A 26,984-nucleotide genomic window follows, 5' to 3' on the forward strand; every position below is an offset into this window, starting at 1 on the left:
AGGCCCTTTAGATGATGCAATGTAGAAATGACAAAGGCCCCATAAAAAGGCATGCATTAAATGGATAGTAAATCTGTGGCTGAGGACGCATTAAAACATAGACATAATCATCATAATCAAAACGAGCATTGATGTTTTAGTCATAACATTGCGATTGTTGACTTGAAACACATCACAAGCATCCTATGAGGCCTACACTTTACAGAAAGTCTATTCCCTTATGAGTAACTTTGCCCATTCAATTGGGACATCAATAATTTGAGAAAAGGACATCGCAATGTTGAAGCAGTTTAATCATTCTCTGTTACGACTTATCTTAATAGCAACGGGCCTACTAATCGCCGCCCAAACATTACTTATTGGGTTATCTTCATTTATCCAAATCCAAAATCTACAGACAGCAATCCAAGATTCACTCTCTGCACAAACTCAGTCAATGCAAAGCACATTAACGGCCACTCAAAGCAGACAACTCAAGCAGTTGAGTCAAACCAATCAACAGCTCTCAGCACAGCTTAATCAATCTCTAAGCGATCTGATGACACAGCAACAAACAGCTCAATCGCAGCGCGAGTTAAAGGCGTTTAAACAAGAATCGAGTATTTATAACCAGCTGATTGTAACTAGCGCTCTGGGAGCCGTTCTGGATAATAATCTAGGACAGATGACCGATCTTATCTTAGCCGCCCAAAAAAACCCTAATATCATTGTGGCCGCTTTTACAGATAATCAAGGAAAACTGCTCACTCATTCAATTGACCGTTCCAAACCGAAAGTTCAACAGCTTGATATATCTGGTAAAGGAGCTCATGCATTAAACCGAGTACTTGATGCAGCGCAGCACAATAAAGAAATTTACTTCACCAACACCCCAGTGATGTTTCAAGGTAGTAAAATTGGTCAGCTGTTGGTCGCATACAATCTAAGTGAATTTATCAACTCACAGCAACAGCAAGCTAAACAAGCCAATGTTGCTCGTCAAAAGATGATTGATCAGAGTCAAGAGCTGCTCGGGCAAATGACACAATTAAGCCGCGATGAGTTTAATCAACTGGCAACAACGTTGTTAAAAACCAATCATCAACAGGCTCAAAAACTAACCCAAATGATCACGACGCTAGCGCATAACGTCACACAAAAAAGTCTTATTATTCAAATTGTTGGTGGAGTTATTTTGCTCATTTCTATTGGCGGATTATTGGTCATGCGGGTGCAACGCCGACTCAATCATCTAAGTAGCAACTTATCAAAATTAGCCGCTGGCGGCGGCGATCTCACTCAGAAAATTCCGACTCATGGCCATGACGAAATTGCCCAAATGGCAGATTCTATTAACCGATTTTTACAAACAACACGTGAGTTGATTCAAAAAGTAAATGACAACGGCCAATCATCCCAACGTGATATCAAACAACTGACACTGAATAGTGACAAAGCTTATGATATGACCATCCACCAGCAACAAGCATTAGATGAAATCACCGCAGCAATGGGGGAATCATCACAAGCAATCGATGAACAAACGCAGGCCGTTCTAGATATTCAGCAGCATGTAGATACGCTGCGTCAAACCAATCAACACAATCAAAAATTATCGGCAGATGTATCACAACTGATTCATCAATTAGGCGATGATATCAACGAAGCCGATCAACAAGTTGGACATTTTGTTGGATTGAGTGAAGAGATAGCATCTGTTCTAGGTGTCATTCAAGCCATTGCAGAACAAACCAACCTTTTGGCTTTAAATGCCGCTATTGAGGCAGCTCGCGCCGGAGAGCATGGACGTGGATTTGCCGTCGTAGCTGATGAAGTTCGCCAATTGGCAGCAAAAACTCAAGATTCTACGGGAAAAATCCAAACGAGTATCGCAGCATTAAGTGCTGGCGCATCAAGCTCTACCAAAGCCATGGCATTGGCCACGCAAAGAGCGCAGCAGTCGACTCAAGAACTTGCGAAAGAAGAATCGATTCGTGCCCAAGTCAATCACTCTGTGGATGCTCTTGCTCAGCTTATCGATCAAATTGCGGCTATGGCTGAGGAACAAAATGTAACATCCACTCAAGTCGCACAAACAACCCAGCAGATGCATCAGCAATCACAACAGGCAACACAAGCTGTCACTGAGACCCGCCAACAAAGCCAAAAACTCAGTCAGTTAAGCGACCAATTAATCCAAGCCATGTCAGCATTCAAAGTTTAACCCCTGCGATGTTGTTGTCGGGATATGTTATAGATGAGTTAAATTCACTAAACATCATCCCGACTCAGCGCTACACTGATCCGACAAATAAACTCATGTGACCTTCTTTTGCTAAATTGAAGAATAACTTTTTAGCGATGCTAAGCGGGTTAATATATCGGCATGTGATTTGCCAATGATTTACAAGGAGAATGTCATGGTCACTGTTGCTGATCTTTGCTCATCAACTATCCATACCCCTAATTACCAGAGCGACCAACTTAGCTATGGCATCGTACATTTAGGATTTGGGGCATTTCATCGTGCCCATCAAAGTATGTACACTCATCAGATCCTGCAACAGGGTGATTACCGTTGGGGAGAAGCGGTCGTTAATTTGCGCAGTGGCGATGAACTCATCAAACAACTCAATAGCCAGAAAGGCCGCTACAGCGTATGTGAAAATGACGGCAAGCAGCAAACAATCACCATTTGTGGTGATGTCATTCGAGGCTATCATCCTAAGTTAGATGGCCCAGCGGCTATCATCGACTTAATGAGCCATGATTCAGTCAAAATTATCTCTCTGACGATCACTGAAAAGGGCTACTACTGGGATAGCAGAGCTAAGCAGCTATTGTGGGATCACCCAGACATTAAACATGATTTAGCAACACCGCAACACCCTAAAACGGCCTTAGGTTATTTAGCCGCTACATTGACTAAACGTTACCATGAGCAAAAACCTATCACGATTTTAAGCTGTGATAATTTTATGCATAATGGCCATATTATCCGCCAAGCATTGCTTGCTTTTATCGATGCGTACAATTCGCAATTAGCCGATTGGGTTGAACAAACATGTCGTTTTCCTTGCTGCATGGTCGATCGTATTGTTCCGGCAATGAGTGATGAATCGCATCAGCAATTACAAACTTTACTCGGTGGTGTTAATGATCCATGTGGAATCATGTGTGAACCCTTTAGCCAGTGGGTCATCGAAGATGACTTTGCAGTAGAACGCCCAGCTTGGGAAAATGTCGGTGCCCAATTAGTCAGTGACGTGACCCCTTTTGAGCAGATGAAACTTCGACTCTTAAATGGTACTCATTCCTTTTTAGCCTATCTAGGCTATCTAGGTGGGTATCAAACTATTGCAGAAACGATCAGCCAAACAACCTATCAACAAGCAGCTTGGCAACTTATGTTATCGATTCAGGCCCCGACACTTCACATGCCCAAAGAGGTTGATGTGCAGGCTTACGCACAGTCATTATTAAAGCGTTTTAGTAATCCATCATTACAACATCGCACTTATCAGGTAGCGATGGATGGTAGCCAAAAATTGCCGCAACGATTAGGCGATGCAATCAACTATTATCTGGCTCAAAACGATCGTTTACCTAACTTATTGGCACTGACCATCGCAGGTTGGCTGCGCTATAGCGAAGGAGTGGATGAGCAAGGCCGCGCCTTTGAACTGCAAGATCCATTAGCCGATAAGATTAGCCAGTATCATCATAATATTGCGAACCGCCAAGACCGTGTCAAGCCACTATTATCACTGGTATTCCCTCACGCTATTAGCGAGCATCCACAAGTCCAAGCGCAAGTTACAAGCTACTATCAACAACTCGGTACTCAGGGCGCGGAAAAATGCATTCAGGCATGTTTAGATAGCCAAACTGCTTAGTTATCCTGACACGATACCATGAAACTAAAAAGGCGAGAGGATAGCTGCTCGCCTTTTTATAAAACTTATCTCATGGCTCACACGTTAAACAAAGACGCTTCCATTAACACCGAATGAGCGATGTTTATCACTATTGGCCGATAGCTAAGCCAAATAGCACCTCAGCTAATACAGCAAACAAGTAATGCTCTTAGCCGAGCGTTTCCCTGATACAAAAGATAAAGATGCACCGGGTTGATGATCAAGGTATGTTAGGCTGCGTTTATAACCCACCACCAACAAGGGCGACCTCATAGTCGCCCTTGTCAGATCCGCTTACTCTGTATTGCTCTTCAAACTTTAAAAAGCAATCAACCAGTCATCTCTTAAGTAGATTTTTTCAGCTGTTTGTAACGGTCGAAAATAACGGCTAACAATAAGATAGTTCCTCGAACCACATATTGAGAAAACGGTGAAATATTTAATAGATTCATTGCATTCTCAACGGTTCCTAAGATCAGTACCCCAGCGATAACATATGAAATTTTACCAATACCACCTTTGAGTGACACCCCGCCTAATACACAAGCAGAAATCACGACCAACTCAAAGCCTATCGATGTCATTGGTTGACCACTAGTCATTCGCGAGGCCAAAATAACCCCCGCTAATGCAGACACCAATCCCGATACAGTAAAGATAATTAATTTTGTTCGAACGACATTAACCCCCGCTAATCGGGCCGCTTCTTCATTGCCACCAATAGCTAAGGTGTTACGTCCATAGACTGTTTTATTTAATAAAAAAGCAAAAACGACAAAGCAGATGGCCGTCAACCAGATAGGTGTCGGTAATCCCAATATATTAGAATTTCCCAAACTAAAAAACTGCTCTTCAGTAATCCCAACAGCTCTACCATCAGAAATGATATAGCCCAAGCCTCGCGCAATTTGCATGGTCGCAAGTGTTGTAATTAATGCATTCACTTTGAGTTTTGCTATCACAAACCCATTAATCAAGCCAAAAAACACGCCACTGAGTAACCCAGCAATAATCCCCAAGACCACACTACCAGTGGCATTGATCGACACCGCCGTAACCACCCCAGCGCAAGCCACGACCGATGCGACCGATAAATCTAAATCTCCGCACGCTAAACAAAACAAACTCGCACAAGCGATCATGCCACTCATAGAGATTGCCAAACCCAATCCTTTCATATTAATAAATGAGGAAAAGTTGGGAACAAATAGACAACAGAGGATAAATAAGGCCACAAAGACCATCAGCATCCCAAAGCTGTCCCAAAGCCGATTAAAATTCACTCCTTTTTTAGAAGAGCTGGTTTCATCTTTATCCATTTTTGAGGTTACCACCGTCATTGTCCTCTCCTCACTCAAGCCGCCTGTAACTTACCCAACATGGCATAGCTCAAAATTGTTTCTTCACTAAACTCAGATCGCACCATCTCAGCAGTTAGCGCGCCATCTTTCATCACCAACAACCGGTCAGAAATACCCATAACTTCGGGTAAATCACTGGAGATGACTAGCACTGTCACTCCGCGTTGCGCTAACGTAAAAATGAGCTCATAAATCTCAGATTTGGCGCCAACATCAATACCTCGAGTGGGCTCATCAAGTAAAATCACCTTCATCTGCGTCGACAACCATCGACCCAATATGACTTTTTGTTGATTCCCCCCAGAAAGATTGCCAATGAGCTGGATTAACGAAGGGGTTTTAACATTTAAAGCCTGCACTTGAGTTTCAGCGTTCTCTGACTCCCAAGTATTATCAATCAGGCATCTCATCGACAAATGTTCCATTCGCGCACTGATATTGATATTTTCCATCACTGAGAGCACCGGCACGATCCCTGTTGATTTACGATCTTCAGGACAAAATGTAATGCCTGCGCGAATAGCATCAATAGGAGTACGAACTTTTATGCTTTCACCATTGACGACGATCTCTCCGGCGGTGGCTTGTTCTGCACCAAAAATGATACGCGTCAACTCGCTGCGACCCGCACCAACTAACCCGAACAAACCTAAAATTTCCCCCCGATGAATAGATAACGAGACTGGCGCAGATAATCCTGGGCCTTCTAAGTCACGAATTTCTAAACCCACAGGTCCATAGTCACGGGGACTATAATGATAGATATCATTGATTTCGCGCCCAACCATTAATTTAACTAACTGGTTAGTCGTGACGTTAGCTATATCATCGAGGGTAGTTACATGCGTTCCATCTTTAAAAATGGTGATCGAGTCACATAACTCAAAAATCTCCTCCATTCGATGTGAAACATACAGAATCACCTTGCCTTCATCGCGTAGCTCTCGGATCACTTTGAACAAACTCTTAATTTCGCGTTGGGATAAACTGCTGGTTGGCTCGTCAAAGGCAATTACCTTTGCATTCCGGCTCAGTGCCTTAGCGATTTCAACCATTTGCCATTGACCAATAGACAACGTTTTAAGCGCAGCTGATGGATCAAAATCTTCTCCTAAACGGTTGAGTTGTTCACGCGCCTTTGCATACAAAGTCGGACGATCGATGCGCCCGTTGTGAGTGGGCATCTGGCCCAAAAAGATATTTTCGGCCACGCTCAATTCAGGCACTAAATTGAGTTCCTGATAAATAATGGCAATCCCTGCGCTTAAGGCTTCCGATGTATGCTGGAAAACGACCTCATTACCGGCTAAACGTAATGTTCCGCTGGTCGGTTGATAAAGACCACTAAGCACTTTAAGTAACGTCGACTTCCCAGCCCCATTTTCACCTAACAGAGCATGAATATGACCTTCGGCTGCAGTGAAACTAATATCACTCAGTGCCTTAACACCGGGAAATTCCTTGCTAACATGGTCAAATTCCAAATAATGACTGTATTGATTTTCCATATAGACCTCATATTCGCTGAGGATAACTCCTCAGCGATTCACTATTAGTTTTTCAATAAGCCACCGAGGCCTTTTTTCTTCAGCTCTTCACGGAAATTACTTCTGGTAATCAGAACCACATCTTTCACTTGCGTCATATTGGGTGGACGAATACCATCTTTTACCCATTTGTAGAGCATTTCGATACTTTTGAAGCCATGAATGTCAGGACTTGGCAAGAGTGATCCATAAAAACCAGTGGGCTCAGATTTAGACAATTCGTTAATTGCACCCACCCCATTGATCCCAATCCCAATGACGTTTTGTGCATTAAAACCCTGCCCTTCGGTTGCGCGCACACCGCCTAAAACGGTGTTATCGTTCATACCGACAATCAGCCACTGTTTGACATTTGGATGTTGTACCAACATCGAGTTGCCCGCATTAAACGCACCAGGGATATCATTGGATTTAGTTGGCACGCGATATATTTGTGACGCTGGGAAACCTTCCGCTTTCAGCGCTTTAATTGAACCATCAACACGCCGTCTCGCCGTGTCAAGTTCATCGGCTGTGATCGCCATTACTGCGGTGGTTTTGACATCCCATTTGCGTTTTTGCATCTCTTTGTAAAGGTCCTGACCTTGTCGATAACCAATTTCGCTAGCTGCCATCATGATCAACGGCACATTGCTCATCGGTTTGCCTTTGGCAGTTAAAAATTGATCATCCACCGTCACAACTTTAAGCCCATAGCTTTTCGCTTTGGCCATAATTGCCGGGCCTAATTTTGGGTCAGGGGTACAGATAACAAATCCTTTGGCTCCTGATGCGGCCAAAGTATCAATGTCATTGAGGGTTTTTTCACCATCTGGAGCAGCCATTTTTAACACTTTGAAGTGATATTTTTCACCCGCCTTATCAGCAAATGCCCACTCAGTTTGAAACCATGCTTCTTCCGGTTGTTTAACCAAATAACCGAGTTTTAGCTCACTGTCTTTTTTACTTCCCCAAAATGCATTCGCTGATGAGCTCATTAAAGCCGCACTTAGTATTGCCGTTGTTATCAATCCCTTCGTCAATCGTCTCATTGTTATTATCTCCGTGTAGAGAGGTACAGGGTCAATCAATAAATAGTGGAGAAATAGAAATTACGGTAGTGATGTAAATCACATAGGCGAAAGCTAGCAAAAAAGTCCATAATAATAGCGGGAGGGACTATGACAAACTTCTCAATTCTATAAAAAGGCCATAAGGGTAGATTAATTAATAGTCATTATGGTTAGTTTTGGCGCACATAATTAACATATACAGAGGCCTTATCAAAAACACCTAAGAGTAGGGGCTGGATCTCATTTAATTCACAACAGCTAATTTATCCATATTTTTAACCAGATGTCGTATGGTGATGTCTGGTAAAGACGACTTAAATAAAGCCTATCAATTCTTTTTTATTTAGGAGCGTCACATGGACATGACTCAACATGATGCTTACGTTGTGGGTTTAGATTTTGGATCGGACTCAGTTCGCGCCCTAGTCGTGAATACCCAAAATGGTGAAGAAATCAGTAGCGGCGTCAGTTATTACCCGCGTTGGCAACAGCACTTGTATTGCGATGCAACACACACTCAATTTCGCCACCATCCGCTCGATTATATCGAATCGATGACTGATGCCGTTCGAACCGCTTTAAGTCAATTAGCCGATCCCATCGTTGCACAGATTGTTGGAATAGGTGTCGACACCACGGGATCAACTCCTGCGCCAATTGATGCTGATGGTCAAATATTAGCCCTTCGCCCTGAGTTTTCTGAAAATCCCAATGCGATGTTTGTGCTCTGGAAGGATCACACCAGTATCAAGATGGCCGAACGGATTAATACGCTTGCCCATAGCGGGGACTATCCTGACTACACCAACTTTATTGGCGGGATCTATTCAGCCGAATGGTTTTGGGCAAAAGCAGCCCATGTTAGTGAGGTAGACTCAAGCGTTGCTCAGAGCGCCTATAGCTGGGTTGAATTAGCCGATTGGATCCCAGCATTACTGAGTAACAACACCGCGCCTCAAAAACTGAAACACGGGATCTGTGCCGCCGGCCACAAAGCCTTGTGGCACGAAAGCTGGGGAGGGCTACCCGCCCAAGACTTTCTCAGCGCCATCTCTTCAACCTTTGATGGTATTCGAGAACGAATGTTTGATTGCGTCTATACGGCAGAACAAAAAGCAGGTGACTTAAGCCCTGAATGGGCTGAAAAACTGGGGTTGCCGCCAGGCATCGCAATTGCCATTGGCGCATTTGATTGCCATATGGGCGCAGTAGGCGCAGGCGCAGGCGCAGCCGATCTCGTTAAAGTGATGGGGACCTCGACATGTGACATATTAATGGTACCGGAAACGGACATTAAGGATAAAACAATTAAAGGGATCTGCGGTCAAGTGAAAGGCAGCGCCCGCCCAGACATGATTGCGTTAGAAGCCGGGCAATCAGGCTTTGGTGACATCTATGCTTGGTTTAAACAGGTATTACTTTGGCCTTTGGCACATTTAGCCAAAACTGATAGTAATGCTCAGCAACAGCTAGATATGCTCAGTGACTGGCTGATTCCTCAATTAAGTGAAGCGGCACAATCTTATTCGCCTGACTTGCATTCCCCACTTGCTATCGACTGGCACAGTGGTCGGCGCACGCCCTATGCTAATCAGCGTGTCACCGGTGCCATTAGCCAATTGAATCTAGGCAGTGATGCTCCAGCGATGTTCCATGCGTTAGTCGAGTCAACCGCCCATGGTGCAAAAGCCATTATGGATTGCATGACTGAACAAGGCACTCGCGTTGAGCGCGTCATCGCGATTGGCGGGATTTCTAAAAAATCACCATTTGTCATGCAGCTGTGTGCTGATGTGATGGGTCAGCCTATCGCTGTGGTGGAGTCAGAGCAATGCTGCGCGCTTGGCGCGGCCATTTTTGCAGCCGTTGCAGCCAATATCTATACCGATAGTGCCAACGCCCAGCAAGCCATGGCCAGCAAGATTTGCAAACACTATCAACCGGATCAGCAACGCCATCAGTTCTATCTTCAGCGCCACCAGCAATATCAGTCATTGGGGAAATTTATTGAACACCATTCAACACAGGAATAATCACAATGTCTGAATGTACAATTGAAGAGCTTCGAGCACAGGTATGGCAAGCCAATCTGGCGCTCGAACATCATCACCTGGTCACCTTTACCTGGGGAAATGTCTCAGGGATTGATCGCGATCGCGGCATCATGTTGATTAAACCCAGCGGCGTCGACTATGAAAACCTCACTGCTGAAAATATGGTAGCCGTGAGACTAGCCGATGGCCAACCGTTAGCGGGGCAGCTCAAACCATCATCGGATACCCCGACGCACTTAGAGCTCTACCGCCGCTTCCCTGAAATGCAAGGGATTGTCCATACCCATTCACGTTTTGCTGTGGCATGGGCGCAAGCTGGCAAAGATATTCCAGCTTTGGGCACCACCCATGCAGATTATTTCTACGGCCCAATTCCTTGTACTCGAGCATTAACTCAAGCTGAAATTGACGACGATTACGAATTAAATACAGGGCGTGTGATTGCCGAATATATTCACAGTGAACAGACCATGGCTATACCCGGCATCATTGTCAATCAACATGGGCCGTTTGCTTGGGGAACATCGCCAAGCAACGCCGTACACAACGCCGTTGTTCTTGACGAGGTGGCTCGCATGGCGCTCTATACCTTGCAAATTAATCCAGCTGCCACATCGGTCGATCAAGGATTACTCAATAAACACTATCTGCGCAAGCACGGCAAAAACGCCTATTACGGCCAATCAAATAACGCTTAAATAAGAGGTCATTATGAATCAATCAACCCAACAACAAATTTGGTTTGTTACCGGCTCACAAACGCTGTACGGGCCAGAAGTACTCAAACAAGTCGCAACAGATAGTAAGCAGATCGTCAAAGGAATCAATGAAAGCCACAATATCGTGCTGCCATTGCTTTACCAACCGACGGTTAAAAGTCCAGATGAAATTCTCTCTCTTTGCCAACAAGCTAATAATGACCCGAACTGCGCTGGGCTTATCATGTGGATGCATACATTCTCTCCGGCCAAAATGTGGATAGCAGGGCTAAGCCAACTCAACAAACCATGGATGCATTTGCACACGCAATTCAATGCTGAACTGCCTTGGCAAGATATTGACATGAATTTTATGAACACCAATCAAAGTGCCCACGGTGATCGTGAATTCGGATTTATTGGTACCCGTTTGGACCTGAATCGTAAAGTTGTGGTCGGGCATTGGCAAAACCCTAAAGTACATCAACAAATTGATGATTGGTGCCGTGCCGCGCTGGGTTGGGGCGAAGGTCATCAGCTTAAAGTTGCCCGCTTTGGTGATAACATGCGCCAAGTCGCCGTGACCGAAGGCAATAAAGTTTCCGCTCAAATTCAGTTTGGTTATGAAGTGCATGCTTATGGCTTAGGAGAACTGAGTGAAGTAGTCAATGCAGTCAGTGATGCCGACATTAACGCTCAAATTGAGCTTTATATGAGTGAATATCAAGTCGATCCAGCGCTTATCGCCAATCGTGACACGCGTAAAATTATAGCTAATGACGCAAGATTAGAGCTGGGCATGCAATCCTTCCTTGATGATGTAGGTGCCAAAGCCTTTACCAATACATTTGAAAATCTTGCAGGTTTGACCAACCTACCCGGCCTTGCCACACAGCGACTCATGGCAAAAGGGTATGGTTATGGCGGTGAAGGTGATTGGAAAACTGCTGCTATGACACGCATCATGAAAGTGATGGGGCAAGGCCGTAGTGGTGGAACATCCTTTATGGAAGACTACACCTACAATTTTGGCGCCACTGATCAAGTCTTAGGGGCACATATGTTGGAAGTTTGCCCATCAATTGCTGATGCCAAACCAAAACTTGAAATTCACCGACATACCATTGGCTGTAACTGTGATGTTGCTCGATTAATTTTTAACGCCAAAGCAGGGCCTGCACTTAATATCGCTCCCGTTGATTTAGGGAATCGTTTCCGCTTATTAGTGAATCAGATCGACTGCGTGTCGCCGGAGCACGAACTCCCTCGTTTGCCTGTCGGCCGGTCACTATGGCAACCTCAACCGAGCTTGGAAGTTGCAGCGGCAGCATGGATCCACGGCGGCGGAGCTCACCATACCGTCAGTAGCTTCGATGTCAATATCGATACCTTAATCGATTATGCGGAGATGGTGAATGCCGAGATCGCTATCATTAATAATGCGACAACCGTGTACACGTTTAAAAATGAACTGCGCCATAACAGCCTCTACTATCGTCTCAAACAAGGGATCTAGCCATGCTTGCCCCAGCGCCCACGCTGGGGCAACTTTAAAGAGGAGCGCATCACCGATGCAAATTGCTTTGTTTGATACCCCACTGGCTGATGTAGAACGTTATCACCCATGCCTTGAATCTGAGCCATGGCATCTGCAGCTAGCCGCAGATGTCAGTCAATTTCTATTAAGCGACAACCTCGGCAATCAATTAGAAGCACAACTAGATTTTCAAATTAATCAACAAGACGTGCCACAAGAGAGCTTATGTTGGCACTCTCGCCATCACCAGACCCATCAAGAAATTTGGAGCTACAGCCAAAGCCGCGAGTTATCGGTGGGCATTACTTATCGCATCACCCCCAGCGAGCTGACTATCGATTATTTAGTACGCCATCAAACGCCTGCGCATATTAAGCTATGCCATCGACTCAATGCCCACAAACGGCCACTAGCTGCCACCCCTTTTCAACTCGCTTCAAATGCTTATCATCTACAGACCAAGAGCAGCTTACTCAGTCGTATTCCTATGTCACTGCATTTATCCGACAACTTAGTGGCAACACTGACTATTTCGTTATTTTAAATAGAATGTGACACAGGTTAGCGCGAGTGTTTCACGAATTGTTTATCATCATGGCAAAGATGTAAGAATAATGACAACTATCAATGCAACAAACTGATCCCCTAAAACCCGGTTACAATTTTGACGCCCACTTGGTTGCAGGCCTCACTTCAATTATTGAAGGGAATGACTTGGACTTTGTCATAGACCGACCCGGCGGTATGAAAGGTTATATCATTAATTTAACGATAAAAGGTCAAGGGCGTATTTTTTCAGGACAAGATGCATTCGATGTCCAAGAAGGTGACCTACTCCTCTTTCCACCTGGCGTCAGCCATTTTTATCGGCGACACCCCGATTGTTCCAATTGGTTTCATCGTTGGATCTATTTTCGTCCGCGTGCATTTTGGTCCGACTGGTTGAACTGGCAAAATAACCAGCATGGTATTTTTGCCACGCACGATGTTGAACCACAAGCAATGAATCAGCTAGAGCCGTTGTTCGTGGATATTGAACATTCAGCCAAAAGTGATAATCCTTACCATAATGACTTAGCCTTAAATTTACTTGAACAGTTACTGATCCGTTGTAAGACGTTACAGCCGAATGTGATGACTCGGCGTATAGACCCTCGCATATTAGAAGTGGTGCAACATATGTCGCAGCACTTAAATGAAGATTTTTGTAATGATGAACTAGCGGCAATGGTCTGTATTTCATCATCTCGATTAGGACATTTATTTAGCGCTGAGATGGGAATGACCATTACCCAGTGGCGAGATGATCAGCGAATTACTCGTGCTAAACAATTGTTATTGACCACCAACCACTCCATCAACAAAGTCAGCCGAATGATTGGCTATGGCGATCCACTTTATTTTTCTCGGGTATTTAAACGCATTGCAGGCGTTAGCCCCAAAAAATTTCGTGAACAACTGACTTAGTCGCAATTACCCTGATGGCAATGAGTCAGCGATACTCATTGCCAGAACAACTTAATTTAACGCTACAAGATAAACCTTTTTGAACGTCAGCCTGATGATTGCGAAAAATGAATATATGCAGGATTTATTTTGATAGTACAAAAAGCAGACATGCGCCCACCCATCGGCTCTAAATATCCCGGTCTCCAGCGATGCGCAATTTCTTAATTTAGCGTACGCTTAACAGTCAAAATGATCGGCCAAAACAGATAGAACAGCCCACTCGATGCCAAACGAAAAGCCGCTAAATAAACACGGTAAATGCATCATTCCTATTAAAGAGCGCTAGTCAGGCAATTGGCTAAATCGTCTGACTAGCATGTTGTTGCAGAGCCTTAATAAGCGGTTAATAGCAGCCAGTAAGATTATGATGACAATTGATATTTATTCACGAGCAGGTCAAGCTCTTCAGCTTGATTCTGGAGTAAACCTGTCTCTTGAGTTGCTTTATCGAGCTCTTCGCCAGCGACATGAAGCTCATCACTCAATTGATTCAGATTCTGACTCATCGACTCCGCCACACTCTCCTGCTGCTCGGCCGCCGCCGCTATCTGATGGTTATTATCACGTAGCTGTGAAATTGCGGCCATAATCGATGAAAACTCATCGCCAGCTGACGCAGAGGTTTGCATGGTTTGATGCGCAGCACTTAAACTTTGCTGGGTCATCACAACCGCTTGCTCTGATTGCAATTGTAGCTGATTTATCATCTTCTCAATGTCTTGAGTTGCGCTTTGAGTGCGAGCCGCGAGATGACGAACTTCATCAGCGACCACGGCGAAACCTCGACCCACGGAACCTGCCCGAGCCGCCTCAATCGCGGCATTGAGCGCTAAAAGATTGGTTTGCTCAGAAATACTGTTAATCGTTCCAACAATACTGCGAATGGACTCGACTTGATGTTGCACATTCGTCACAGAATTTGCACATGATTCGAGTTCTTGGCATAGGGTACGCACCTGCTGAAGACTCTGTTCAATACGCTGATGCCCTTGATGGGCTCGCTCATCAGTAGTCGTTGCTTGGTTCGATGCAACACTCGCATGATGTACCACATCACGAATGCTAATAACCATTTCTTCCGTTGAGCGGCTTAGCTGAGTCAGATAATCAAGCTGTTCACTCAATAACGAATGGGTTTTATTAACACTTTTTTGAGTCTGCGCTGAGCTATTTGCCACTTGGTTGGTTAACGTCATCTGTTGCCCAATCATCTGAATCTGCTGAGATTGGCAATGATTTAAAGCCACAGCTAAATGAGCAAATTCATCTTGCCCTTTTAGATGCACGACTTGACTCATTTCCCCTTTGGCCATATTCACCATCGATTGTTTAAGATAATGAATTCGAACGCGAATATATTTTGAAAAAATCAGCATCATCATCAAAATAACCATGCCACAAACAATCACGGTTCCCGTCAATTCCCCTTCGACGCTACCAATAAGCGCATGAGCTTCACCCAGATACGTTCCAGCCACTAACACCGCCTGACCCACCCCCAATGGATACAAATAAGAAGCTTTTAGTTCAATTTGGCTTGAACCAGGCAGGTTATAATAATAATGGATCAAACGTGCAACACCATCACGACTGACATCACTGACAGCCTGTTGCAATGTTCCCCCTTCCGTCAGCTTAATGATCGGCAATTGCCCGCCTTCAAGTGAAGGCTTAACTGGATAATCGAGCAATACATTGTTACCACCTTGAATTAAAAACAGATAACCGTCATTATCTTTTCCCCAACGCGCTGCATAGATCAATTCACGCAGCCGCGCTTTATCATGAGGGTACAAGCGCGCGACTTCCCCGAAGGATGTGACCTGATCAACGAGCTGTTGTTGCTGCATTTTCACAACGTTTGTTTTTATCAGTTGTGATGCCAGCCAATTGCCTCCCATCAAGAACAACACGATCAGAAAGCATAATGCACTTATCGAGTGTGCCAGTCGAAAACGGCCCAAAAACTGAGTCATTTCAGTCCCTATATAGAAAATGAGTATGGATAAACCTCAGCGATACAATCGTTGAGGGATAAAATAGCAAAGGATGATCTTAGATAGACTTTAAAAAGTCAAATACAAGGAGTTTGTAAAAAAAATAAACAAAATATTGTATATTTCCAATTTTAAAAATAACTATTTGATAGATATTATTTTTATATATTAAAATGGAAACTTAATAAGTTTATTGTGTGGTTTTTTTAAGACACTTATTTTTGTAATTTCATGATTTTTCATAAAAAATAAATGTAAATTCGAATAAATATATCATTACTCGAATTCACGCTTCTCTGCAATACAATTGTGCTTGTCAAATTGATAACATCAGCACAGCCTGAAGTACATCACATCCGCGAAGAATCTAATTGGCGGCTACGTCTAACAATCATGTAGCGGGTGATTAACGCAGCCATCAACACCAATACTGCAGCATATACGTAAATAGAAGCTAACCCTGAGTACGATATAGCCAGGCCTGCTAGCGGGCCTGCAATAGCTAACGATAGATCAAAAAAAGCGGAATAAGTGCCAAGTGCTGAGCCCTGATTTTGTGCGGGTACTCGCTTCACAGCTTCTACACCAAGACTTGGGAATATCAGCGAAAAACCACTCCCCGTTAAAAAAGCCCCAACAACAGCAGCCCAAACATTAGGAGCAAAACCGATTAAAAATAACCCAATGGTTTCAATGACCAATGATGATAACGCCACTCGCAGCCCACCATAGCGATTCATGGATTGGCCAAATAGTAATCGCATACCAATGAACCCGATACTAAATAACGTTAATGTATAGGCCGCCCCCAACCAATGATTGGCAGCAAAATAAAGAGTAATAAACACCGTTACGACCGAAAATCCAACCGATGCACAGGCTAACCCTAAACCAAATGGCCACACCCGCCCCAGCACATCATGAAACGCAATTTTTTGCCCAGCAAAAACATCGACCGACTTACGCCCGTAAGCACCGATAAATGCAATAATCGCAATCGTCGTGATGACCCAACTTAGCCCACCCAATTGCCAGTGGCTATTGAGCCACACCCCAAGCGGTGCACCGATAGCAATCGCCCCATAAGTTGCAATACCATTCCATGAGATCACCTGTGCCATATGCTGTGAACCCACCAGATTTGCGCCCCAAAGCATTGCCCCAGTACTAGTAAAACTTTCTCCCCAACCAAGCAATAATCGCCCCACCAATATTATGCTTAAGGCTAGCCATGGGGTCGACTTAAAATAAAAACCAGCGCCGTAAAATAGACCACTCAACGCACAGCAAGCAAGACCGATCACAACCACTTTGTTGGCGCCTATCATATCGGCATAGCGGCCGGCTTGCGGCCGAGTAAATAAAGTTGCAATCGACTGCGCACTGACCACAAACCCAGCCATTACAGGACTAAAACCTAATGTGTGATAAACAAATGACGGTAAAACAGCCAGAGGCAGAGCCACGGATAAGTAACAAACAAAGGTAAACACAACCACCGAAAAAATAGGGAGCAGTGGCACGGGGGAACGACCAGTTGAGTACATAACACAAAATCTAAAAAGTAAGTTATAGCATGATATTACGCCTGTCCACGGCCTCATGCTATCGCGCTATTATTAATACGGTCCATCGCACCTAGACGATTCTAATCGAGCAAAGAATGTCATTTGGATCATCGATTGATGAATTGACCAATCATTTATTTTTTACAATTATATCTATGCCTGTCTAACGACTAAACGGGCACAAAAATGATCTCATGCAATGCCTCTATATTCACATCTCGTTTATGATGAAGGACTTAATGAGTGATATTGAGTGTTGAAGCAGCTATTGGATTGATAGCTCAAGATATGAAAACAAATCGCTCCGACTCTTGCAAACATCATGGTTTAGAGCATTGAATTCACATGCCGTATTTATGGCAAAAGCTAATACATCACAGTCCCTCAATCGCTAAGCGCACGTTATTTATCGCCACCAAACATTCAGTACATAAAACAAACAAGGTCAATTTCGCTCTTTTATCTTTGCGACAATGAGTGCCTTATACTCAATACCTTAGTATGTTGTATTGGCGGTCTAATCGGCTCATTGAGCATTGCTGTTTAGCTCATACAGAGCTGTATTGACCTCCTAGTTTGAAAACAAAGGAGTAGGAATGAAAAGATTAAAAGATCTCCGCGAATATATTGACGCACTCAACCAGCTCAATGATATTGTCGACATTACGCGTGAAGTAGACGCTTACTTAGAGATGGCCGCGATTACTCGCCGCAGTTACGATCTAATCTCACCCGCACCCATTTTTAGCCATGTCAAAGGTGCTGATCCCGGTTTACGCGCCATGGGCGCTCCCGCATCCTTAAGCTCATATCCGGGTTATCCAGCAGCGCGGGTGGCGTTATCAATCGGTCTAGACGCGAGTGCAAGTTGGACCGATATTGTCCAAAGTTTGGCAAAATCTAAACACAATTCGCCTATTGCACCAAAAATTGTTGACTCAGCGCCATGTAAACAAAATATTTTGCATGGCGAAAACGCCAACTTAGACCGCTTTCCAATCCCATTTTTACATCAAGAAGATGGCGGTAAATATTGTAATACATGGGGAACCATCGTCGCCCGAACACCTGATGGGAAATGGACAAACTGGTCAATTGCCCGCATCCAAAAAATTGATGCCCAGCATATGACAGGGCTTATCTTATTACCTCAACATATCGCAATGGTGTGGGAACAATGGCGTGCAATCGGCCAACCGATGCCTTATGCCTTAGTCCAAGGTTGTGAACCCGCATTGCCAATTGTTTCATCCATGCCATTGGCAGATTGGGTGGATGAAGCGGATTATTTAGGCGGTCATTTCGGCGAAGCAATTGAAGTTGTACGCTGTGAAACAATTGATTTAGAAGTCCCCGCCAGCGCCGAAATCGTTATCGAAGGACATATTTCCACAGAGCGCGATGCCGTCGAAGGCCCATTTGGCGAATACGCCGGTTATGCAGTTAAAGAGACCAGTATGCAACCCATCTATCATGTGGAATGTATCACCTATCGGGATAATGCAATCTGGCCATTTGTGCCGGAAGGTCGCCCTGTTGATGAATTTCACACGGCAATTGGGGTCGCAATGAGCGCAGAGATCTTAGACAGTCTGCGCCAAGCAAATATTCCGGTCACTATGGTATGGTCACCTTTAGAAACCGCAGTTCATTGGTTATATATCACTGTTCCAGCCAATTGGCGTGAACAATTACCCAATACCACCAGTTTGGAACTTACCGAACAAATTGCGAAGCGTATTTGGAACACCAAATATGGACCTAATTGTCCGATGATCTTCGTACTCGATGATGATATTGACCCCACCGATAGCAAAGACTTTTTATGGGCATTAGCAACGCGCATGCACCCAACTAGTCGCCGAATTGAAAGTGTCGGTCCTATTTTACCGCTGCTAGCCTGCTACAAAGAAGAAGAACTTCACGCCCATCAAGCCACCCGTGTTGCACATGACTGCTTACAACTGGCCCCAGATAATGGTCGCCTAGCACACAGCTCCTTTAGCGGTGCCTACCCACTTGATCTACAAAAGAAAGTCATTGATAACTGGCAATAATCGATATGGATCTGCACGGACAAATTCAATCCACCATCAACTCTAGCAATAGGAGGGATGGTGATTGACCCATTAACGGATATGAGGAAAATGAGTGTATCATTAGTAAAAATCGAACAGGATTCGCGATATATATTGGAGAATTTATTTGTCTATTATATATACGACATGTCAGAATTTATGGGTTGGAGCCCAGACCAACAGGGTCAGTACACATTCAACCATGAAAGTTTGACCCCTTACTGGCAAGAACGCGATCATATCCCGTATTTCATCCACGTTGATAACGAGTTGGCAGGTTTTGCCCTTATTCGTCACTATCCTGCCAACCCAGCCGTGTTTGATATTGAGCAATTTTTTGTCTTACGCAAATTCAAGGGCAATGGCGTAGGTAAAAAGGCGCTATCGCTGGTTGTCGGCAAGCATCCAGGAACATGGCAAATTCGTGTATTAAAAGAAAATAAGGCTGCTTTAAAATTCTGGGAAGCCGCACTGACAGCCATCGTCGGAGCAAAATTTGAGATCACGCTGGATATTGATATTGATTTACAAATGCACTTTTTGCGTTTTGATAGCCCTCTCATCTCGCATTAAGCAAGAATGAAGTACCGTTCTCACACACCATCGACTTACAAATTTTAGTCAATGGTGTGTGAACAGTCGCTAACCGGATGGCACACAATTAGTAAACAAACTTTTCCAAAACTCCATTTCTAATGGCATACGAGCTCCTCTTTTTATGCATTAGTTACTTATCTGTTAAGGCTTTAAAAGCGCTAATTTCACACCAAAGCTCATTAATATTGTTCCGGCTATCATATTTAACCATTTTTTAGTCTTAGGTCTATCCATCACATTTTTAACACTGGATAAACATAGCACCATCAAAGAAAACCATACGAAATTAATTGTCGCATGAGCGCTAACCAACATATAGGCGTTTACTGGGCTATCATTAACGGTTAAAAATTGAGGGAAAGCAGCAAGATAGAACATCGAAACTTTCGGGTTAAGCATATTGGTTAAAAAACCTTCCATATAAGCGTCACGCATGGATAATGATATAGACGAAGATACACCGCAAGGCCTCGCTACTGCCTCACTTGTTTTAGCAACACAGATAAACGCTTTCACCCCCAACCCAATTAAATAAACAGCACCTAGAAGTTTTAAGGCAGTAAACGCCTCTGCACAATGAAGAATAAAGACCGAAATACCAAATATAGATAACGTGCCATGAACATAAAATGCAGTCACAAATCCCCAAACATTGGCAAATCCAGCTTTACGCCCTGAGGTCGATACCGTTTTAGCGATAAGAAATCCATTCGGTCCTGGAGATATCACGAGTAAAGCCGCAACGGCGATAAACGTCAGCAAGTAATGAAATTCCATGTCAATAACTTCCTCTCAGTTCAAATCATAATCAACAGGCAGCGAATATCTGGAGTTGTCAAAGCCGCCCATCATAATTAAAAGTAAAATAGCGACGCTTACATTTAAGATTATCCGTGCGCCGCTATCCAATAAACACACCCTAAGCTATGAAATAGCCGAAGCATCATAAAAGGCTGGCCTGTAAGCGCAGTTAGCGCGGTTCACCCGCTTCATCTTCTGTCACAATGTCAGTTTCGATGCTGGCCTGCGCGAACCATTGCTGAATCGCAGGGCTATTTAATACCGTGTGTTGATAAGTTTTAGCCGCCTCTGAAAGTGGAATTTGATAGGTCGCAAACCGAAGGGCCAATGGCGCATACATTGCGTCAACTATTGACCATCGGCCAAATAACCATTGCCCAGGATAGATGGCCATTTGCTCGCTCCACATCGAATCAACACGGGCAATTTCAGTGAGCACTTGGTCGCTTAACTCAACTTGTCGACTTGCTCGGCAGTTCATCGGTAACTGTTGGCGAATAGCAAAAAAGCCCGAATGCATCTCACAGCTTAATGCTCTGGCCTTTGCTCGTTCACTGAGGCCTGTTGGCCATGCGTTGCCATCAAGCTTAGACTCATTGATATACTCAAGTATGGCTAACGAATCCCAAACTGTTGTATCGCCATCGACTAACGTCGGGACCTTCGCTGCAGGCGTTTTATCGTGCAATGCTTGGTAGAAGGCATCCGTGCCAAGCTTTAGTTTTTCAATCGTGACATCAATATTAAATTGGGCAAATATCAACCATGCCCGCAATGACCAGCTCGAATAATTTTGGTTACCAATATAAAGTTGCATGATGCTATCTCACTGTGATCAGGAAAACTCAAGAGTAAGGCATTGCTATCTATGCCACTAGCAGATAGTTTTAATAGAACCTATTCAAAATTTTAATCGATCGTTGTTGTTATTATGGATATTGATGCACTACGCAGCTTTCTTGCCTTTGTCGAAACAGGCAGCTTTACGCGCGCAGCGAAACAGATCTCACGGACTCAATCGGCATTAAGCGCTCAGATGCGCAAATTAGAAGGTGAAATAGGGTCAACGCTATTTGAAAAAGAGGGCCGCCATCTCGTCCTTAGTGAAGCAGGCGTACGCCTGTCTAGTTTTGCAACCGAGCTCGTCAACCATCATGATCACGCCCTCGGTCAGCTAAGAAAGTTTCAAGGGAAAAATCCGCTGCGATTAGGCTGCCCTGAAGATTATAACGAGACTATTCTGCCCACCATTATCCAAGCCCTAAAGCAGTCTGAACCCACCTGCTCTATCCAGATCTATAACGAACCAAGCATTATGTTGAAGCAAAAACTCGATGAAGGGGTGCTAGATGGCGCTATCTTAACGCGTACTCCCGGCCGCGAAGAAGGCTACTATCTATGCTCAGATCATGGCGTTTGGATCGCCGCAGCCGATGAAATAATTCCTCTAAAGGGCCCGCTCACGTTAGCGTTGTTTCAAAGTGATTGCCAATATCATGCGGCCGCTATTGATGGGCTGACCAAGCGCGGGATCCGTTATCAATTGTTGGCTTGTTGCAATAGCGCTTCGGCGCAGCGCGCATTGGTCAAGCAAGGGCTTGCCATAGGCGCTATGGGAAAACTCAGCGTCAGCGAAGATTTAACCGTACTCTCGGATATGCCACCACTCCCTAAAGTCGATATTGTGTTAAGTGTTGGCGCAAAACCACATCCGCTTTTGAATCTCCAGTTTTTGAATCGATTAGCGCCGCTATTTGGCTCGCAAAAACTAGATGAACAAGTAAGTTTCACTCAAAACAGATGAGCAACGGCTTACCATAAGTTCATGACAAAGGCATATTAACCTGACTGCTTACACGGCTGTCATGAACCAATCCATAATACCTATGCATTCAGGCTAACTTTGACGAACAGACGACGATTTCGTCAGCAGTGACTCAAGCCGTTATATTTTGCGAAAAAATGAATGGTATAAATGAAGGATGAGCGACAATTTTAGAAGATATTATGTTTCTAAAATTGGAGCGGGCAGCGGGAATCGAACCCGCATCACCAGCTTGGGAAGCTGAGGTAATGGCCATTATACGATGCCCGCTCAGGGCAATTGTCAAGTAACCAAGATGCGCGACTCAACAAGTGGCAAGCATTATAGCAAGAATATCCCCTAGCGCTAGAGGAGACCTGCTAATTTTTATGTTTTTTCAACTGATTAGTCAATTTTTAGTCAGGCGCGTGGATGGTTTTCATCATAAACCTGTTTTAAGCGCTCATTAGCAACATGCGTATAGATTTGTGTCGTTGATAAGTCGCTATGCCCAAGCAGTAACTGCACCACGCGCAAATCAGCACCATGGTTCAATAAATGCGTGGCAAACGCATGGCGAAGCGTATGCGGTGAAAGATGTTTTTCAATCCCTGCGCGCAGGGCATAGGCTTTGATACGGTGCCAGAATGTCTGCCGAGTCATCTGCACCCCGCGCCGACTCGGAAAAACCACATCAGATTCTTGCTTGAGTAATAGACCGCGCGCTTGGCGAAAATAGCGATCTAACCAATACTCAGCCTCTTCGCCCATCGGCACCAACCGCTCTTTTCCCCCTTTGCCTTGTACTCGAACCACACCTTGACGCAAACTAACTTCGTCCATCGACAGCGACACGAGCTCGGTTACCCTCAGCCCTGTAGCATACAATAACTCCAACATTGCGCGATCACGCAGCTCAATGGGCTCATTGAGGTCAGGTTGATCCAACAACTCGCAAACATCCTCTTCCGAGAGGATTGAGGGGAGATTTTTTTCCGGTTTAGGCGCATGCAACAACGCACTGGGATCATCGCGACGCACCGCTTGGGCATAAAGATAGCGATAAAAACGTCGTACTGCAGAAAGCTGACGCGCCGCACTGCTAGTCTTTTGGCCTTGCGCCTGACACCAACTGATAAATTCTTGCAAATTTTGCACATTCGCTTGAGCAATAGGAACACCTAGTTGATTCATAAAAAGATCCAATTTATTCAGGTCATTTCGATATGAGATCAAGGTATTTTCAGCCAGCCCTTGTTCAAGCCACAAAGTATCAAGGAACTGTTCAATATAAGAATCAATAGAATGTGTCACGTGGTGCTTTGGCCTCCCAGCCGATTTTGATAAACTTAGCTTAAATTTTACGGTAGAGAACAGTTCATGGCTATTGGCCTTTTTTACGGATCAACGACATGTTATACCGAGATGGCTGCTGAAAAAATTCAACAGGCGCTAGGGGGAAGTGATGTAGTCGATGTCCACAATGTCAAAGATACCCCGCTCACTATCATGGAGCAATACGATATTTTGCTATTGGGAATTTCAACTTGGGACTATGGTGAAATCCAAGAAGATTGGGATCTATTGTGGGACGAAATAAGCTCGTTAAAACTCGATGGTAAAATTGTTGCCTTATTTGGACTGGGCGATCAAGATGGCTACAGTGACTGGTATTTAGATGCAATGGGGCTATTGCACGACCAACTGGCGCTGCACAATGTGACGTTCATCGGCTACTGGCCCAATGAGGGCTATCAATTTAGCGCCTCTAAAGCCCTCACTCAAGACGGTAAACTCTTTGTCGGTTTAGCCTTGGACGATGAAACCCAATATGATCTCACCGACCAACGTATTGAGCTGTGGACTAACCAATTACTTGAAGAACTGGAGCAATTAAGCCAGTGAGTATTTAAATGTTACCTCTGATCTATAAGGCATGCTTAAGAAAGACTTAGCAAGCAATGTACAGAGAACATCGGGTGGCTACTTTGCCTTTCAAGCCAACCCGGTTCATATGTTGCAATTTATTTAACATCAGCAATAATTGGACATAATAGGCTGCCAAGCATTATCTCTGTGCCGCTATTGCTAAGCGGATCGCTCTCTTAAGCAAAAATGAGAAGTTCTTAAGCATCGGTTAGTGGCGCGATATTGAGCGTATAGCCAGCTTGCTCTTGAAAACGCTGTTCGTTTTGCAAATCAGCCAAGGTCAAAGGATTATGTTCTAACCACTGAGCACTAAAGTTCAAGGTCAGCTGATTGTCTTTACAACTAAGTGTCAATGGTGGGATAGCTTGACCACGGCGGCCCCGTTGTAAAATAATCGCCATACGCAGCAATAGTAATACGGGTAATAGTAACGGGCGCTCCATGGGAAAGTTTTTACGTATACTTTTACGATGACCGCGAACCAGCAAGGCTAGCTCCAGTTGTTCAGGGCGAGAAAAACCAGGTAAATCAACATGCTCAACAATATAAGAGCCATGTTTATGATAATCACTATGGGTAATATCCAGCCCGACCATGAATAATAATGAGCCCCAGTGCAGCAACTGCGCAACTGAGTGATAATCGCTTACCCAATCTTGAGCTTGCGAAAGCAACAACCGCCCCGTTTGCTCGACGCGCTGAGCATACTCAAGATTCACATGAAAGCGATTCGCCAGATTAAGTACACTACTGTCACGCAAATCGCTGTGCTCCAAACGGCCTTTGAGATCATACAAAAGCCCTTCCCGTAGTGCCCACTGGGCTGCAGTCATCGCCTTAAGTTGCAATCCTTCAAATAAGGTGGCTAAGATAATCAGGCCACCCAAAAAAACAGGCTGACGATTCTCTGACAACCCTGGCAAGGCATAGTCAACTTCACCGGCCTGAGTATATTGCTCTAACAGTTTTTCCAGATATTTGAGTTTAATCGTACCATCGTCACTAAATCCTTGTGCGATGCAAACTTGCGCGGCAGCTCGAATGGTTCCTGACGCACCGATCTCCTCATCCCAGCCCTTTTCGCTAAGCTCATCCAAAACTGGCACGAGCTCCTGCATACAGGCAGTACGCGCTTTTTTAATTCGTCCAGCGGTAACCTTCCCTTTTGTAAAAAAGTGCTTGGTAATGGCGACACACCCCATACTTAAGCTTTCTTTAAGCTCAGCATTCATTCCATGACCGATGATTACCTCCGTGCTGCCACCCCCAATATCAACCACTAGGCGGTGTCCATCACCAGGCGCTAAATCACAAGCAACGCCAAGATAGATAATACGCGCTTCTTCTTCACCGGAAATAATTTCAACGGGATGCCCTAAGAGCTCTTGAGCTTTGAATAAAAATTGATCCGCTTTTTTGACGCTGCGTAACGTTTTAGTACCAGCAATACGAACATTCCCAACCGACAGCGTCCGGAGCCGCTCGCCAAATCGCGCGAAACAAGCCATCGCTCGTTCAATTGATGCTTGGTCTAGAGTGCCCGTCTCACTCAACCCCCACCCCAACCGAACAGGTTCTTTAATGCGATCAATAATATGGATCTGGCCCTCTTGCCAGCGTGCAACAATTAGATGAAAGCTATTTGAACCCAGATCCAAGGCCGCAATCTGCTGGCCGCGTTGTTGATTATCTAAAGGGGAAAGATTAAGCATGAAGTTAATTAGTTGCCGACGATTAATTTTAGTAGACCTTTAATGCCCCCTCATCGTCAAGGGTTTTGCGGTAATTGTCACATTTTTAGATAAAAATCACGACATAGATGCTGATATGCAGTCGAATATGTCCCATCAGATTGATAGAGCGATAAACACTCGTATTGAGTAACTTTTGGCACACGGCAAAGCTCTAACAACAACCGATGTGGCACGCGCTGTCCAGCTTTAGTGATCACTTCAGTGGCGCGGCTCACCCACCAGCCCTGTTGACAAGCGAGCCGGCTCAGTTGCTCACCAGCATTCATCGGTAAAATCACGGATAACAGACCATCCTCCACCAGCAGTTCAGCGGCTCGCGCCAACAGCTGTTGGTGCGTCAATGTTCCTGTTTGCCGAGCAATGGCACGCCGTTCATCGACAAACGATTGGCCATGAACAAAAAATGGGGGATTACTCACGAGATGGTCGTAGTAAGCCAACGCTATATTGGCATTCACAATATCCTTTTGCATGACTTGAATTCGTGTCACCCAAGGGCTGTGTTGAACATTCTGTTGCGCTTGATGCACCGCATCAGCATCAATATCAATGGCATCAATGAGAACATGCTCAGCACTTCGCTGCGCGAGCATTAACGCAATAAGCCCTGAACCACAGCCCACATCTAATATGCGCTGAGATTGTTGTAGCGCGCACCAAGCCCCAAGTAAAATGCCATCTGTTCCAACCTTCATCGCGCAACCATCATGAGCGACATGAAACTGTTTAAAGGTAAAGCCAGGACGTTGCTTATACGATAATTGTGTGAACTTTTTCATAAAATTTAAACCAGTTTACTCGA

21 protein-coding genes and 1 tRNA gene are annotated in these 26,984 nt (G+C 44.6%); 11 read left to right on the plus strand and 11 right to left on the minus strand.

Going from position 1 to position 26,984, the window contains the following annotated elements; all coding sequences use genetic code 11:
- The first annotated feature begins 277 nt into the window (after positions 1-277).
- Entirely contained in the window at positions 278-2,203 is a 1,926-nt protein-coding gene (locus ABUE30_RS15390) for a methyl-accepting chemotaxis protein (RefSeq protein ID WP_408624724.1), read from the plus strand.
- 196 nt (positions 2,204-2,399) lie between these two features.
- The gene (locus tag ABUE30_RS15395) at positions 2,400-3,875 is read left to right on the plus strand and encodes a mannitol dehydrogenase family protein (RefSeq protein ID WP_408624725.1); all 1,476 of its coding nucleotides are present in this window, start codon (positions 2,400-2,402) and stop codon (positions 3,873-3,875) included.
- Between the two features lie 365 nt (positions 3,876-4,240).
- Here the strand turns inward: ABUE30_RS15395 and araH are convergent, their stop codons facing one another.
- Genes araH through ABUE30_RS15410 form a run of 3 tightly spaced genes read right to left on the minus strand, consistent with a single transcriptional unit; the run spans position 4,241 to position 7,835 of the window.
- On the minus strand, positions 4,241-5,215 hold the full coding sequence (gene araH / locus ABUE30_RS15400) for an L-arabinose ABC transporter permease AraH (RefSeq protein ID WP_408624780.1): 975 nt from the start codon (positions 5,213-5,215) through the stop codon (positions 4,241-4,243).
- A gap of 35 nt (positions 5,216-5,250) precedes the next feature.
- Entirely contained in the window at positions 5,251-6,765 is a 1,515-nt protein-coding gene (gene araG, locus ABUE30_RS15405; protein ID WP_408624726.1) for an L-arabinose ABC transporter ATP-binding protein AraG, read from the minus strand.
- A 44-nt stretch (positions 6,766-6,809) separates the two neighbouring features.
- Positions 6,810-7,835 carry an arabinose ABC transporter substrate-binding protein gene (locus ABUE30_RS15410; RefSeq protein ID WP_408624727.1) on the minus strand — a complete coding sequence of 342 codons (1,026 nt, stop codon included), beginning with the start codon at positions 7,833-7,835 and terminating at the stop codon, positions 6,810-6,812.
- A gap of 377 nt (positions 7,836-8,212) precedes the next feature.
- On the opposite strand from ABUE30_RS15410, the gene ABUE30_RS15415 reads away from it, so the two are divergent.
- The 5 genes from ABUE30_RS15415 to araC all read left to right on the plus strand — a co-directional run bounded on the left by ABUE30_RS15415 (position 8,213) and on the right by araC (position 13,612).
- Positions 8,213-9,889, plus strand: a complete 1,677-nt coding sequence (locus tag ABUE30_RS15415) for a ribulokinase (RefSeq protein WP_408624728.1) — start codon at positions 8,213-8,215, stop codon at positions 9,887-9,889.
- Positions 9,890-9,894: 5 nt separating this feature from the next.
- Entirely contained in the window at positions 9,895-10,608 is a 714-nt protein-coding gene (locus tag ABUE30_RS15420) for an L-ribulose-5-phosphate 4-epimerase (RefSeq protein WP_408624729.1), read from the plus strand.
- 13 nt (positions 10,609-10,621) lie between these two features.
- The gene (araA, locus tag ABUE30_RS15425; RefSeq protein WP_408624730.1) at positions 10,622-12,124 is read left to right on the plus strand and encodes an L-arabinose isomerase; all 1,503 of its coding nucleotides are present in this window, start codon (positions 10,622-10,624) and stop codon (positions 12,122-12,124) included.
- Between the two features lie 55 nt (positions 12,125-12,179).
- Complete coding sequence (locus ABUE30_RS15430) at positions 12,180-12,689, plus strand: hypothetical protein (protein WP_408624731.1); 510 nt, start codon at positions 12,180-12,182, stop codon at positions 12,687-12,689.
- 83 nt (positions 12,690-12,772) lie between these two features.
- Positions 12,773-13,612 carry an arabinose operon transcriptional regulator AraC gene (araC, locus tag ABUE30_RS15435; RefSeq protein WP_408624732.1) on the plus strand — a complete coding sequence of 280 codons (840 nt, stop codon included), beginning with the start codon at positions 12,773-12,775 and terminating at the stop codon, positions 13,610-13,612.
- 404 nt (positions 13,613-14,016) lie between these two features.
- On the opposite strand, the gene ABUE30_RS15440 is transcribed toward araC, so the two are convergent.
- Positions 14,017-15,630 carry a methyl-accepting chemotaxis protein gene (locus ABUE30_RS15440; protein ID WP_408624733.1) on the minus strand — a complete coding sequence of 538 codons (1,614 nt, stop codon included), beginning with the start codon at positions 15,628-15,630 and terminating at the stop codon, positions 14,017-14,019.
- A gap of 371 nt (positions 15,631-16,001) precedes the next feature.
- Positions 16,002-17,198, minus strand: a complete 1,197-nt coding sequence (locus ABUE30_RS15445) for an MFS transporter (RefSeq protein ID WP_408624734.1) — start codon at positions 17,196-17,198, stop codon at positions 16,002-16,004.
- Positions 17,199-17,815: 617 nt separating this feature from the next.
- Here ABUE30_RS15445 and ABUE30_RS15450 point away from each other — a divergent pair.
- On the plus strand, positions 17,816-19,276 hold the full coding sequence (locus tag ABUE30_RS15450) for a UbiD family decarboxylase (RefSeq protein WP_408624735.1): 1,461 nt from the start codon (positions 17,816-17,818) through the stop codon (positions 19,274-19,276).
- 60 nt (positions 19,277-19,336) lie between these two features.
- The gene (locus tag ABUE30_RS15455; RefSeq protein ID WP_408624736.1) at positions 19,337-19,870 is read left to right on the plus strand and encodes a GNAT family N-acetyltransferase; all 534 of its coding nucleotides are present in this window, start codon (positions 19,337-19,339) and stop codon (positions 19,868-19,870) included.
- A gap of 165 nt (positions 19,871-20,035) precedes the next feature.
- Here the strand turns inward: ABUE30_RS15455 and ABUE30_RS15460 are convergent, their stop codons facing one another.
- Positions 20,036-20,671, minus strand: coding sequence for a LysE family translocator (locus ABUE30_RS15460; RefSeq protein ID WP_408624737.1), 636 nt, complete (start codon positions 20,669-20,671; stop codon positions 20,036-20,038).
- A 193-nt stretch (positions 20,672-20,864) separates the two neighbouring features.
- Entirely contained in the window at positions 20,865-21,512 is a 648-nt protein-coding gene (locus ABUE30_RS15465; RefSeq protein WP_408624738.1) for a glutathione S-transferase family protein, read from the minus strand.
- 114 nt (positions 21,513-21,626) lie between these two features.
- On the opposite strand from ABUE30_RS15465, the gene ABUE30_RS15470 reads away from it, so the two are divergent.
- Positions 21,627-22,499, plus strand: coding sequence for a LysR family transcriptional regulator (locus ABUE30_RS15470; protein ID WP_408624739.1), 873 nt, complete (start codon positions 21,627-21,629; stop codon positions 22,497-22,499).
- Positions 22,500-22,715: 216 nt separating this feature from the next.
- Here the strand turns inward: ABUE30_RS15470 and ABUE30_RS15475 are convergent.
- Together ABUE30_RS15475 and xerD are read right to left on the minus strand one after the other, a co-directional pair.
- Positions 22,716-22,790: transfer RNA gene (locus ABUE30_RS15475), tRNA-Gly, on the minus strand.
- A 129-nt stretch (positions 22,791-22,919) separates the two neighbouring features.
- Positions 22,920-23,813: a site-specific tyrosine recombinase XerD gene (gene xerD, locus ABUE30_RS15480; protein ID WP_408624740.1), complete on the minus strand. Its 894-nt coding sequence runs from the start codon at positions 23,811-23,813 to the stop codon at positions 22,920-22,922.
- Positions 23,814-23,879: 66 nt separating this feature from the next.
- Between xerD and fldB the strand changes: the two genes are divergently transcribed.
- The gene (fldB, locus tag ABUE30_RS15485; RefSeq protein ID WP_408624741.1) at positions 23,880-24,404 is read left to right on the plus strand and encodes a flavodoxin FldB; all 525 of its coding nucleotides are present in this window, start codon (positions 23,880-23,882) and stop codon (positions 24,402-24,404) included.
- A 221-nt stretch (positions 24,405-24,625) separates the two neighbouring features.
- Here the strand turns inward: fldB and ABUE30_RS15490 are convergent, their stop codons facing one another.
- Positions 24,626-26,140 (minus strand): Ppx/GppA phosphatase family protein, encoded by a 1,515-nt coding sequence (locus ABUE30_RS15490; protein ID WP_408624742.1) that lies wholly within the window; start codon positions 26,138-26,140, stop codon positions 24,626-24,628.
- Between the two features lie 77 nt (positions 26,141-26,217).
- Entirely contained in the window at positions 26,218-26,961 is a 744-nt protein-coding gene (locus tag ABUE30_RS15495; RefSeq protein ID WP_408624743.1) for a tRNA1(Val) (adenine(37)-N6)-methyltransferase, read from the minus strand.
- Positions 26,962-26,984 lie beyond the last annotated feature (23 nt).

The sequence above is a fragment of the Celerinatantimonas yamalensis genome (genome assembly GCF_046054155.1).
Taxonomy (GTDB): Bacteria; Pseudomonadota; Gammaproteobacteria; order Enterobacterales; family Celerinatantimonadaceae; genus Celerinatantimonas; species Celerinatantimonas yamalensis.

Bases quoted from the DNA above. Each gene is read 5' to 3' on its own strand.
- ABUE30_RS15395 (WP_408624725.1), top strand. From the start codon at position 2,400: ATGGTCACTGTTGCTGATCTTTGCTCATCAACTATCCATACCCCTAAT.
- araA (WP_408624730.1), top strand. From the start codon at position 10,622: ATGAATCAATCAACCCAACAACAAATTTGGTTTGTTACCGGCTCACAA.
- ABUE30_RS15460 (WP_408624737.1), bottom strand. From the start codon at position 20,671: ATGGAATTTCATTACTTGCTGACGTTTATCGCCGTTGCGGCTTTACTC.
- ABUE30_RS15430 (WP_408624731.1), top strand. From the start codon at position 12,180: ATGCAAATTGCTTTGTTTGATACCCCACTGGCTGATGTAGAACGTTAT.
- ABUE30_RS15420 (WP_408624729.1), top strand. From the start codon at position 9,895: ATGTCTGAATGTACAATTGAAGAGCTTCGAGCACAGGTATGGCAAGCC.
- araG (WP_408624726.1), bottom strand. From the start codon at position 6,765: ATGGAAAATCAATACAGTCATTATTTGGAATTTGACCATGTTAGCAAG.
- fldB (WP_408624741.1), top strand. From the start codon at position 23,880: ATGGCTATTGGCCTTTTTTACGGATCAACGACATGTTATACCGAGATG.
- araH (WP_408624780.1), bottom strand. From the start codon at position 5,215: ATGGATAAAGATGAAACCAGCTCTTCTAAAAAAGGAGTGAATTTTAAT.
- ABUE30_RS15415 (WP_408624728.1), top strand. From the start codon at position 8,213: ATGGACATGACTCAACATGATGCTTACGTTGTGGGTTTAGATTTTGGA.
- ABUE30_RS15470 (WP_408624739.1), top strand. From the start codon at position 21,627: ATGGATATTGATGCACTACGCAGCTTTCTTGCCTTTGTCGAAACAGGC.
- ABUE30_RS15390 (WP_408624724.1), top strand. From the start codon at position 278: ATGTTGAAGCAGTTTAATCATTCTCTGTTACGACTTATCTTAATAGCA.
- ABUE30_RS15495 (WP_408624743.1), bottom strand. From the start codon at position 26,961: ATGAAAAAGTTCACACAATTATCGTATAAGCAACGTCCTGGCTTTACC.
- araC (WP_408624732.1), top strand. From the start codon at position 12,773: ATGCAACAAACTGATCCCCTAAAACCCGGTTACAATTTTGACGCCCAC.
- ABUE30_RS15450 (WP_408624735.1), top strand. From the start codon at position 17,816: ATGAAAAGATTAAAAGATCTCCGCGAATATATTGACGCACTCAACCAG.
- ABUE30_RS15490 (WP_408624742.1), bottom strand. From the start codon at position 26,140: ATGCTTAATCTTTCCCCTTTAGATAATCAACAACGCGGCCAGCAGATT.
- ABUE30_RS15445 (WP_408624734.1), bottom strand. From the start codon at position 17,198: ATGTACTCAACTGGTCGTTCCCCCGTGCCACTGCTCCCTATTTTTTCG.
- ABUE30_RS15440 (WP_408624733.1), bottom strand. From the start codon at position 15,630: ATGACTCAGTTTTTGGGCCGTTTTCGACTGGCACACTCGATAAGTGCA.
- ABUE30_RS15465 (WP_408624738.1), bottom strand. From the start codon at position 21,512: ATGCAACTTTATATTGGTAACCAAAATTATTCGAGCTGGTCATTGCGG.
- ABUE30_RS15410 (WP_408624727.1), bottom strand. From the start codon at position 7,835: ATGAGACGATTGACGAAGGGATTGATAACAACGGCAATACTAAGTGCG.